The following is a 10,313-nucleotide window of genomic DNA, read 5'->3' as shown; positions in this document are numbered from 1 at the left end:
GAGCCTACCGCTCGGCACTGGCTATCGGTGCGCAAAGAGCAGCGCGAGCTTGGTGCGATCGACGACGCCGATCTTGCGGAAGATCGCCGTGAGATGGCCTTTCACCGTTTGTTCCGCGATCGCCAGATGGCGCGCGATGCGCTTGTTACTCACGCCTTGGCCAATGAGGCGCGCGATTTCGGTTTCTCGAGGCGTCAGGATCGCGAACCGACCGGTGCAACCAGTCTCCGCTTCATGTCGGTCGGTGGCGAAGCCTTCGAGCAACTTCGGTACCAGCGCGCGACGAATCCACAGCTCTCCCTGCAAGACCGCGTTGGTAACTCTCAGCAGCAGATCGTCGGAAACATGCAGAGGGCAGACGCCGCGAACGCCCGCTCTGAACAGCGCGACTTCAACATCTTCGTTACAAGCGTCCGCCAATACGATGATGCGAGTAGCGGGGCTGGCCTTGCTCAATAGCGAAATGTCCTGGGGACGCACGGCTCGTGCCAGCCGCAGATCGAGCAGCAGCAACTGTGGCTGAAGGCGGGCCACGCACTCGCGCAAGGCATCGTTGCGCCGGACCTCGATCAACGACGCGTTCTCGCCGAGTCCCGCGCGCCAGCGGTCCAGCGTGTCCGGGTCCGGGCTTGCGATAACAAACATCGGGCCTCCTCAGCGCTCGCGCAGGGCGGTCTGCCTGGCGCGGAGTATCGGCTTCAACAGGTACTGCAGCACGGTCTTGTGTCCGGTGCGGATGTCGACCGTCGCCTGCATGCCCGGAATGATCTTGAGATGTTTATCGCCGGCGCCGCGACCGCCTCGGGAGGTGCGAACACGCACCAGATAGTAACTTTCGGGACGCGCGGCCGAGCGTTCGTCGAGAATCGCATCGGCGCTGATGTGATCGACAGTGCCCTCGAGCCCGCCGTAGATCGAGAAGTCATAGGCGGTCAGCTTGACCATCGCAGGCAACCCTGGCCGCAAGAATGCGATGTCCGCGGGACGCACGCGTGCTTCCACGAGCAAGCTGTCCTCCAGCGGCACGATTTCCACCAGATCCATGCCGGGCTGAACGACTCCGCCGATGGTGTTGACCTTCACTTGCTTGATGGTGCCTGTCAGAGGCGCACGCACGGTCGTTCGAGCAAGGCGATCCTCGAGCGCGACTTTCGTGGCGCTGATGACAGACTGCTCCGCACGCGCTTCGCTCAGCTCACGGCTCGCCGCCGACCGAAACTCAGCCGTGGCCTGATCTGCCCTCCGGCGCACTTCGGCCATGGCCGCTTGCAGGCGAGGGACGCTCAGCCGTGCGACATCGAGCTCGCCTTTCAAATCGTTCGCTTGCCGTTCGAGCCGGATGAGCTGGACCTTTGGAAACACACTTTGATCCGCGGCCTGACGGGTAATTGCGAGCTCCTGCTGCACCAGATCGTAGCTGTGCTCGAGTTGCGCCGCATGGGTCTGCACCTCCGACAACTCCTGCGCACGCTGTTCGCCTTGTCGTTCCAGCACCGCCAGACTCGCATCGAGATCGCGGCGGCGAGCGTCGAACACAGCTCGTTCGTGGCGAACCAGCTCCACTGCACGGCTTTGCAAGTCCGCTGGCGCGATGAATTCTCCGAGCGAGGCCTCCGCTTCGAGGCGGGCGATTCGAGCGCGCAGCGAATCGTCCTTCGCCGCACCTTCCTGGTACGAAGACGAGAAGCGCGTATCGTCGATTCGCATCAGGGTCTGGCCCTTGTTCACGACCTGTCCCGGTTCGACCAGAATCTCGGCGATGATGCCGCCCTCGAGGTTCTGCACGACCTGGATCTTGCTGGAGGGAATGACCTGGCCCTGGCCGAGCGTGACCTCGTCGAGCTGCGCCTGGCTGGCCCAGAGCAGCGCAATCACAAAGAACGCCAGCGTGCTCCAAAGGATCCAGTGGGCGAGGGGGCGGGCGTTCTGCAAGGGTTCAGCGTGAGCCAGCACCGATCTTTCCTCCGGCCAGCGCCGCGAGCACCTGGTCGCGCGGCCCATCGGCGGCGACGCGTCCGGCTTCGATAACGATGATCCGATTGACGAGCGACAGCAGCGAAGCCCGATGTGTGATGAGCAGCAGCGTGCGGCCGTCGAGTTGTCCGGCGAGCCGTGCTTTGAATTGCTCCTCCGTGCGATTGTCCATGGCGTTGCTCGGCTCGTCGAACAGCAGGATCGGCGGTTGGAGCAGATACGCTCGCGCGATTGCAATCGCTTGACGCTGACCGCCCGAAACCGCTTCGCCACGTTCACCGACAGGCATCGCGAACCCGCGGGGATGCGAGTTTACAAACTCGGTGACGCCGGCTTGTTCAGCCGCGCGTAACATCGATTCGTCCTCGATACGAGGCGCGCCGAGAACGATGTTGTCACGGACCGAGCCGTAGAACAGCACGATGTCTTGAGGCACATAGCCAACATCGCGTCGCAGTTCCACCGGGTCGATCTGTCGGGACTCGATGCCATCGATCAGGATACTCCCGGCGGTCGGCGTATGCAGGCCCAGCACCAGTTTCTCGATGGTCGTCTTGCCCGAGCCGATGCGTCCGATCAGCGCGACACGCTCGCCTGGTGCAATTCGAAAGCTCACATTGGCGAGCGCCGTGAGGTCCTGTCCGGGATATTTGAAGGTGACGTCGCGAAACTCGATCGCGCCTTGCAGACGAGGACGGCTCACGAGCTCATGTTCCGCCGGACGCTCCTCGGGCAGATGCATGATTCTGTTTATCGAAGCGAGCGCGGTCCGCGCATGGTGATAGCGAGTCAGCAAGCCGGCGATTTGGGAGAGCGGTGCGAGCACACGTCCGACCAGCAGCGTGCACGCGATCAGGCCGCCGACGGTGAGCTGTTCCGCCGCGATCAAATGCACGCCCCACACGACGACGGCGACATAGGCCATCTGCTGTACGAACGCCGAGAAATTGATCACTGTGTTGGACAACAGGCGCGTGCGCAAGCCGAGCATCGCGAGGTGGCTGACAGCCTGCTCCCAGCGCCGCTGAGCAGGGCCTTCGGCTCGCTGACCCTTGATGGTTTCCAGTCCTGCCAGCGTTTCGATCAGCGTCGCCTGGCGTTGGGCTGCGTGTCGAAAGCTTTCCTGGATGGAGCGCGACAACGGGCCCTGCAGCGCTATTCCAAAGCCCACGATGAGCGGAAAGGCGATCAGCGGTACCCAGGCAATCGGGCCGCCGATCCAGGCCATTACTACGATGAACAGTACTGCGAAGGGCAGGTCGACCAGCGTGGTAATCGTTGCCGACGTGACGAACTCACGTAACGATTCGAATTCCTGCACGTTGTTTGCAAACGCGCCCACGGACGCGGGTCGATCCGCCATACGCAGGCCGAGCACCTTGCTGAAGAGCTGGGCGGACAAAACCACATCGACGCGTTTGCCGGCGACATCGATGAAGTACGCGCGCAGCGTTCGCATGAGTAGATCGAACGCGAACACGATGCACACGCCAATCGTGAGCACCCAAAGTGTCTCGACGGCGAGATTCGGCACCACCCGGTCGTACACGTTCATGGTGAAGAACGGCATGAACAGCGCGAACAGGTTGATTAGCAGCGATGCAATCAAGACCTCCGCGTAGATGGGCCAGCATTGCGCAATGGTGTTCCAGAACCAGTGCTTGGCTCGCGGGGCGGCACTGTGCTCGCTGCGTGCGTCCAGCTTGATGCGAGGTCGGACGAAAATGACGGCGCCGGAATAGCAGGAGTTGAGCTCCGCCAGCGTCGTCTCGCGAACGCCGCCGGATTCGGGCTGCAGCAATTGCAGTCGGCCCGTGTTGTCGGTGTCGATGAGCACACAAGCTCGTCGCTCGTTGAGCAACACGACTGCGGGCAGGGCCAGCGATGAGATGTCTTCGAGCGTGCGGCGGATGATTTGGGCAGATAGCCCGGCACGAGTGGCCGCGCGGACGAACAGTTCGGGTGTGAGCCCGTGATCGGGCAGCGGCAGTCCGGCGGTCAGCGCTTCCGACGACCAGGGCTTGCCGAACAACCCTGTGACATGCACGAGGCACGCAAGCAATGGATCGCAGCCGCGAGGTGCGGTCGCTGGAATTTCCCAATCCTCGATGGGAACTACTGCTTCGACGATTGACTGACGCGCGGATTGCATACGCGCGACATTAGGTCAGCAAAACAGCTTGATTCCGCGCGGTCAGTCACGGACCGGGTGGGCACTTAGTGTGACCGGAATCATGGGACAGGGCTTCCCACATCGGCCGAGATCCAACACCGGAGGCGTCTGTGTTGGCTGCTCGCCGACAAATCAACGGCCCGCCACCGGGTGCCGCGTCGCACGAAATGAGGTCGGCGAGAATATTTCTTCGCTGACTTCAACCGTTTAGAGAAATTCACGAGCCGCTTGGCACGGCTGGCACGCCGCCTGCTATTCCTAGCTCAAGCGCAACGCACAGCGCTTAGCTGAAAACCTCACACCCCTCGACGGAGATACTGACATGACCACTTTGACCTTCACCGACCTCGACCTCTCCCAGGCTCTGGATCGCAAGGCGATGACCGAGCTGACCGGCGGCGCTGACTGGCACTTGCGCAGCTCCTATATCAGCACCGGCTCGTGGAGCGGTTACTCGCAGATGTTCAGCACGTATGTGGGCCAGACGTTCCATGACGGCTACCTGACCCGTCAGACGTACGAAGGCTGGAAGCGTACCCGCACCGAGACCGAGTACAGCTACTGGGATCATTTCGTCCGCGTGTAATCGCACGCTCCTCATCAGCGGAGGCCTGCAAGGGCCTCCGCTCTCGGAAGCCAAGCCATGAAATATTTCTTCCTGATTCTGGCGCTCGCCTCCGCAGCTTGCACCACCCCGAGAGCCGCCCCTCCCGCAACCGACACCGCACCTTCAACGATCCTTTGTAGCGAACATCCGCTCCCCGGATTCACACTGGCCTCCGACCGCACCTCGAACGACGCCGCCGTCTGCGATTGCATCTGGTCGAACCTCAGCGAGCAGGATCGCGAAGTAGCATCCAACCTTCGCAATGGTCTCAGTGATGAAGCATCCATCATGAAGTCCTTCCCGATCCGCTTCGGCCAGGCGATCGGAACCTGCACCTCTCCCGCCTCGTAGTCCGCCACAGGCCGTGGTGCCACCTGTACACCGCCGCCACCGTCGTATGCAGCGCCGCCCCCCGGACCATTCTGCAAGGATGGATTGGCCGGGGGCTTTGCCGTAGGCATACTCGTTCCAAGCACGCTGCTGCGAGCCAGAGATCATGATGTCTGCTGAAGACCGACGCCGGATTGATCCGCCAGCTCCCGCGCTTCCGTCCCGGAAGGGCCTGCCGCCATTCGACGCCTTGCGCGCATTCGATGCCATTGCCCGGCTCGGCGGGGTGAGGCGGGCGGCTCAATACTTGTGTCGCGATCACGGCGTGATCAGTCGGCACCTGCGCACCATCGAGGAGTGGACCGGCACCAAGCTGATCGCCCGTACCGCCAATGGCACGGTCCTGACCGAGGACGGGGTGCGTTATCACAAGCAGATCAGCGCGGCGATCGACGCCATTTCCAACGCCACCATCGATTTGATGAAGCGGGGCGACAGCCGGCGCCTGCATATCCATTGCATGCCGGCCTTTGCCTTGCATTGGATTTCCGGAAGGCTGGGCGATTTCGAGCTGGCCCATCCCGGGTTCGACATCGAAGTGCGGCCCATGGATCGCAGTCCGGACTTCCTGACCCATCACGCCGACGTCGATCTGCGCATCGTCGCCATGTATGGCGCGGCCTATGAGATTCCAGCCGAGTGCCGCAGCGTCGAGATCGCGCGGGCGCCCGTGATCGCGGTGGCGAGTCGCGAGTATCTGGCGCGGAATCCGAAGATTCGCGAGCCCAAGGACATTCTCGGCCACCAGCTGCTCCACGAGGACAACCTGATGCGCTGGCGGAACTGGCTCGCCAGTCATGGCGTGCACACCGACGAGGAGTTGTCCGGACCACGGCTGTGGCAGGCCCAGCTGGCGCTCGAGGCGGCACGTCATGGCCGGGGTATCGCGCTGATCAACTATCTGGTGGTGGCGGAAGAATTGAAGCAGCGCCAGCTGATGGACATCGGCGCGGGGCTCGACAGCTTTCAGCCGCACGCCATGGGAATGCTTCAGTTCGTCGCTCGCGCCGAGCGGTGGGACGCGCTCCCCATTCGCAGCTTCCGGAACTGGTTGACGACCACCATCGCCAGGGATCATCCGGAGCTCAAAGCTCCCGACGCCGGCTGATCGAAGTCACCGCCCGGTGTACCACGTACACCGGCGCTACCGCCCTATGCAACCGTCGGGCGGAACCTCGCGGGTATAAAAAACCATCGAATGCGCACACGCGAGCAGGACCCGATGGCAGGCGCCAGCAGAGTTGAGCCGATGAACGCCGCGATTGCAGCGGTGGGCAGTTATCAAAGCCCGCCAGTGCAACGGACGTTCTTCGGTCATCCGCGAGGCCTCGCGTACATCGTGTTCGCCGAAGGCTGGGAGCGGTTTTCGTTCTACGGAATGCAGGCGCTGCTGGTCCTGTACATGACCGGGCAATTGCTGAAGGCGGGCAGCGTCGAGAACATCGCCGGCTTTGCCGCGTTCCGCTCGCTGCTCGAGTCGGTGTTGGGGCCGCTGTCGACGCAGGCGCTGGCGTCGCAGATCTTCGGGCTCTACATCGCGCTGGTGTATTTCTTCCCGATCCTCGGCGGCTTGATCGGCGACCGGTTCACCGGCCGCACGCGGGCGGTCATCGCCGGCGCGTTGCTGATGGCCATCGGTCATTTCCTGATGGTGTTCGAGTCCGCATTTCTAATCGCACTGGGGGCGTTGATCTTCGGCTCGGGCCTGCTCAAGGGAAATCTCGCCGCCCAGGTGGGCGATCTCTACGACAAGTCGGATAGCCGCCGCGACTCGGCATTCTCGATGTACTGCCTGGCGATCAATGTCGGCGCATTCGTTGCGCCGCTGGTATGCGGGACCTTGGGCGAGCTGTATGGCTGGCATTACGGCTTCGGGGTCGCCGGCCTCGGCATGCTAGTCGGGATCGCTATATATATGAGAGGCAAGAGGCACCTGCCGCCCGACCGCGTTACGTCAAAAGCGTCGGCGCCCGTTCAGCTTCAGCCCGGCGACGCCTCCGCCATCGTGGCGCTGGCTGGGGTCATCGCCGTCGTGGCCCTGTATTGGATCGGACAGACCCAGGTCTGGAATACCTATCCGCTCTGGCTGCGCGATCGGGTCGATCGGGATCTGTTCGGCTTCAACATCCCGGTCACCTGGTTCCAATCGTTCGATACCCTGGCGGTATTGGCACTGGCGCCCGCGGTGATCTGGTACTGGCGTCGGCAAGCGAAGCGGGGCGCTGAACCGAAAGATCTCACAAAGATCGCAGCCGGTTGCGCGGCCTTCGCTATTGGCTGTGCGTTGCTCGGTGTCGGCGCGACGTTGTCGGGCGGCAGCCGGATTTCGATTCTCTGGCCGCTGGCGTTTCATTTCGTTTGTGCCATCGGTTATCTCTACACCTGGCCGATCACACTCACCTTTGTGTCGCGAGCTGCGCCAGCAGCGGTCAACGCGATGATGGTCGGCGCCACCTATCTCGCGATGTTTCTCGGCGGTCTGCTCAGCGGTTGGCTCGGCCGTTTCTACGAAACATTGTCGACGACTCAGTTCTGGTCGATGCACGGCGCCATCGTGGGCTGCGGCACCGTATTGATCCTGATATTGCGCGGACCGTTGCTGCGAGTGTTGCGCGTGACGGCGTGATTGCCACGAAATTGAAAATTGTTGTTGAGGGTTAGAGCGATGGCCGAGAAAAGAACGACGGGCGAATGGCAGGCGCTGGATCGGGCGCATCACATGCATCCGTTCACCGATTCCAAGACCCTGGCTGCCCGCGGCACGCGCGTGATCACTCGCGCAGAAGGCGTTTACGTTTACGACAACGAAGGCAACAAGATCCTGGACGGCATGGCCGGGCTGTGGTGTGTCGCAGTCGGTTACGGCCGGCGCGAGCTGGTCGACGCCGCGACCCGTCAGCTGCTCGATCTGCCTTACTACAACAGCTTTTTCCAGACCTCGACCCCGACGCAGATCGAGCTGGCGCAGAAGCTGTCCGAACTGACGCCGCCGGGCCTGAAACATTTCTTCTTTGCCAACTCCGGCTCCGAGGCCAACGACACCATCATTCGTCTGGCCCGTTTGTATTGGTCGTTGATGGGCAAGCCGAACAAGCGCACGTTCATCGGCCGCACTTGGGGCTATCACGGCAGCACGGTCGCGGCGTCGAGCCTCGGCGGCATGCCGGCGATGCATACCCAGGACGGCAAGAACCTCCCGGAGTTCGCGCATATCTCACATCCGCACTGGTATCTGCGCGGCGGCGACTTGTCGCGGGAGGAGTTCGGCATTCAGGCGGCTCGCGAGCTGGAAACAAAAATTCTCGAGCTCGGTCCCGAGAATGTCGCGGCATTCATCGGCGAGCCGGTGCAGGGCGCGGGCGGAGTCATCGATCCGCCGATGACGTATTGGCCGGAGATTCAGCGCATCTGTCGCAAGTACGACGTGCTGCTGGTGGCGGACGAAGTGATCTGCGGCTTCGGTCGTCTCGGTCACTGGTTCGGCTCGGAGATGTACGACATCAAGCCGGACTTCATGCCCATGGCGAAGGGCTTGTCTTCAGGCTATCTGCCGATCGCCGCCTCGGCCATTCACGAAAGAATCTTCGAAGTCATCAATGACAAGGCCGGCATGGTTCATCACGGGTACACCTACTCGGGGCATCCGGCCGCGTGCGCGGTGGCGCTCGCCAATATCGAGCTGATCAAGAAGGAAGAAATCATCGAGCGCGTGCGTCACGACACCGCGCCGTACTTCCGCAAGGCCATGGAGCAGGTGACGAATGGCCACCCGATCGTCGGCGAGCTGCGCGGCGTTGGGCTGCTTGCCGGCTTCCAGCTGGTAAAGGACAAGGCCAAGCGCACCGTCTTCGCGCCCGAACAAGAAGTCGGCATTCGTTGCCGTGAGTTCGCGACTCAAAACAATCTGATCATGCGACCGCTCGGACAATCGACGGTCGTGCTGAGCCCGCCGCTGGTCATTTCTCATAGTGAGATCGACGAGCTGGCGGACAAGGTCAAGCGCAGCCTGGACGCCACCGCCAAGCTATTCGGGTTCGCGTAAGAGGAGGGCACGTGCAAGCACAAGAGGAAATCGAGGCCTTGCTCAAGCGCTACTTCGACGGCCTCTACTATGGCGATGCGACGCTGCTGAAGTCGGTGTTTCATCCGCAGGTGCAGTTGATCGGAGACGTGCACGGCGCGCCTTATCAGAACTCGTTGCAAGGCTTTCTCGACGCGGTCTCCAGTCGGGAATCGCCGCATCAGCGCGGCGAGGAGTTTCAGATGGAGGCGCTCGGGATCGAGGTCATGAATCAGGTGGCGTACGTCAAGGCACGCTGCCCGATGCTCGGCTTCTACCATCACGACTATCTCTCGCTGGTGCACGACGGTGAACGCTGGCTCATCACAAAGAAGATTTTTACGCATGCTGCGGACTGACGGGCCGCGCATCGCGCTGTTGCATGCCTTGCCGGAGTCGATCGCGCCGATTCATGCGGCGTTCGACACGCTGTGGCCGCGTGCGATCACGTTCGATCTGCTGGACAGCTCGCTGTCCACTGACTTGACGCATGCGGGAGAAATGACGTCGGCCATTGTCGATCGCGTCGTTGCTCTGGCGCGGTATGCCGAGTCGTGTTCCGGCCGGGGCGGCGCCACCGCGGCTATTCTCGTTACATGTGCAGCGCTCGGCCCCGCGATCGATGCTGTGAAACGAGTGGTGAAGATTCCAGTCGTCCGGCCGAACGAGGCGACGTTCGAAGATGCCGTGACCCTAGGCGGACGCGTCGGTTTGCTCGTGAGCTTTGCGCCATCGCTATCGGCATCCCGTGCGGAGCTCACCGCGATGGCCCGGCAACGCGGCGTCAGCATGGAAGTGGATGCGCGGGTCGTGGAAGGCGCGCTCGATGCGCTCAAACGAGGCGACGGGCACACGCATGACTATCTGGTCACCGAAGCCGCCGCTCAGATGCCGATGACCAACAGTTTGGTCCTGGGCCAGTTTTCTCTGGCGCGGGCAGCGGCACCGATCGAGCAGATGACCGGACGCCCCGTGCTCACGACGCCCGCCAGTGCCGTGTTGAAGTTGCGCGAGCTCTGCGCGCGGTCAGGGCAACACGCGGTGTAGCAGATACACCGCGAAGGGCATGGTAGGCACCCGTGCGGGTGCGAGCAGGGAATATAAAGATT

The 10,313-nt window shown here is 62.4% G+C and carries 10 protein-coding genes; 7 read left to right on the top strand and 3 right to left on the bottom strand.

Annotated elements, in window-relative coordinates; translation table 11 throughout:
• Positions 1-21: 21 nt before the first annotated feature.
• The 3 genes from ACFPN2_RS26870 to ACFPN2_RS26860 are packed head-to-tail and all read right to left on the bottom strand — an operon-like array spanning position 22 to position 4,126.
• Positions 22-645: a response regulator transcription factor gene (locus tag ACFPN2_RS26870; RefSeq protein ID WP_380602385.1), complete on the bottom strand. Its 624-nt coding sequence runs from the start codon at positions 643-645 to the stop codon at positions 22-24.
• A gap of 9 nt (positions 646-654) precedes the next feature.
• Complete coding sequence (locus ACFPN2_RS26865; RefSeq protein WP_380602383.1) at positions 655-2,001, bottom strand: HlyD family type I secretion periplasmic adaptor subunit; 1,347 nt, start codon at positions 1,999-2,001, stop codon at positions 655-657.
• Complete coding sequence (locus ACFPN2_RS26860) at positions 1,937-4,126, bottom strand: type I secretion system permease/ATPase (RefSeq protein WP_380602381.1); 2,190 nt, start codon at positions 4,124-4,126, stop codon at positions 1,937-1,939. Before ACFPN2_RS26860 ends, ACFPN2_RS26865 begins: the two co-directional genes overlap by 65 nt.
• A gap of 343 nt (positions 4,127-4,469) precedes the next feature.
• Between ACFPN2_RS26860 and ACFPN2_RS26855 the strand changes: the two genes are divergently transcribed.
• The 7 genes from ACFPN2_RS26855 (at position 4,470) to ACFPN2_RS26825 (ending at position 10,251) form a co-directional block, all read left to right on the top strand.
• The gene (locus ACFPN2_RS26855; RefSeq protein ID WP_380602379.1) at positions 4,470-4,733 is read left to right on the top strand and encodes a hypothetical protein; all 264 of its coding nucleotides are present in this window, start codon (positions 4,470-4,472) and stop codon (positions 4,731-4,733) included.
• Between the two features lie 57 nt (positions 4,734-4,790).
• Positions 4,791-5,105 carry a hypothetical protein gene (locus ACFPN2_RS26850; protein ID WP_380602377.1) on the top strand — a complete coding sequence of 105 codons (315 nt, stop codon included), beginning with the start codon at positions 4,791-4,793 and terminating at the stop codon, positions 5,103-5,105.
• Positions 5,106-5,250: 145 nt separating this feature from the next.
• Positions 5,251-6,252 (top strand): LysR substrate-binding domain-containing protein, encoded by a 1,002-nt coding sequence (locus ACFPN2_RS26845; protein WP_380602375.1) that lies wholly within the window; start codon positions 5,251-5,253, stop codon positions 6,250-6,252.
• A gap of 114 nt (positions 6,253-6,366) precedes the next feature.
• Positions 6,367-7,770 carry a peptide MFS transporter gene (locus ACFPN2_RS26840; RefSeq protein ID WP_380602373.1) on the top strand — a complete coding sequence of 468 codons (1,404 nt, stop codon included), beginning with the start codon at positions 6,367-6,369 and terminating at the stop codon, positions 7,768-7,770.
• A gap of 39 nt (positions 7,771-7,809) precedes the next feature.
• On the top strand, positions 7,810-9,186 hold the full coding sequence (locus ACFPN2_RS26835) for an aspartate aminotransferase family protein (RefSeq protein ID WP_380602371.1): 1,377 nt from the start codon (positions 7,810-7,812) through the stop codon (positions 9,184-9,186).
• Between the two features lie 11 nt (positions 9,187-9,197).
• Positions 9,198-9,563 carry a nuclear transport factor 2 family protein gene (locus ACFPN2_RS26830; RefSeq protein WP_380602369.1) on the top strand — a complete coding sequence of 122 codons (366 nt, stop codon included), beginning with the start codon at positions 9,198-9,200 and terminating at the stop codon, positions 9,561-9,563.
• On the top strand, positions 9,550-10,251 hold the full coding sequence (locus ACFPN2_RS26825) for an aspartate/glutamate racemase family protein (RefSeq protein ID WP_380602367.1): 702 nt from the start codon (positions 9,550-9,552) through the stop codon (positions 10,249-10,251). The genes ACFPN2_RS26830 and ACFPN2_RS26825 overlap by 14 nt, the downstream gene beginning before the upstream one ends.
• Positions 10,252-10,313 lie beyond the last annotated feature (62 nt).

It is taken from the genome of Steroidobacter flavus, from assembly GCF_042651805.1.
Classification (GTDB): domain Bacteria; phylum Pseudomonadota; class Gammaproteobacteria; order Steroidobacterales; family Steroidobacteraceae; genus Steroidobacter; species Steroidobacter flavus.
This window is presented reverse-complemented; position numbering and strand designations above follow the sequence as displayed.

Bases quoted from the DNA above. Each gene is read 5' to 3' on its own strand.
- ACFPN2_RS26825 (WP_380602367.1), top strand. From the start codon at position 9,550: ATGCTGCGGACTGACGGGCCGCGCATCGCGCTGTTGCATGCCTTGCCG.
- ACFPN2_RS26865 (WP_380602383.1), bottom strand. From the start codon at position 2,001: ATGGGCCGCGCGACCAGGTGCTCGCGGCGCTGGCCGGAGGAAAGATCG.
- ACFPN2_RS26845 (WP_380602375.1), top strand. From the start codon at position 5,251: ATGATGTCTGCTGAAGACCGACGCCGGATTGATCCGCCAGCTCCCGCG.
- ACFPN2_RS26870 (WP_380602385.1), bottom strand. From the start codon at position 645: ATGTTTGTTATCGCAAGCCCGGACCCGGACACGCTGGACCGCTGGCGC.
- ACFPN2_RS26855 (WP_380602379.1), top strand. From the start codon at position 4,470: ATGACCACTTTGACCTTCACCGACCTCGACCTCTCCCAGGCTCTGGAT.
- ACFPN2_RS26840 (WP_380602373.1), top strand. From the start codon at position 6,367: ATGGCAGGCGCCAGCAGAGTTGAGCCGATGAACGCCGCGATTGCAGCG.
- ACFPN2_RS26850 (WP_380602377.1), top strand. From the start codon at position 4,791: ATGAAATATTTCTTCCTGATTCTGGCGCTCGCCTCCGCAGCTTGCACC.
- ACFPN2_RS26835 (WP_380602371.1), top strand. From the start codon at position 7,810: ATGGCCGAGAAAAGAACGACGGGCGAATGGCAGGCGCTGGATCGGGCG.
- ACFPN2_RS26860 (WP_380602381.1), bottom strand. From the start codon at position 4,126: ATGCAATCCGCGCGTCAGTCAATCGTCGAAGCAGTAGTTCCCATCGAG.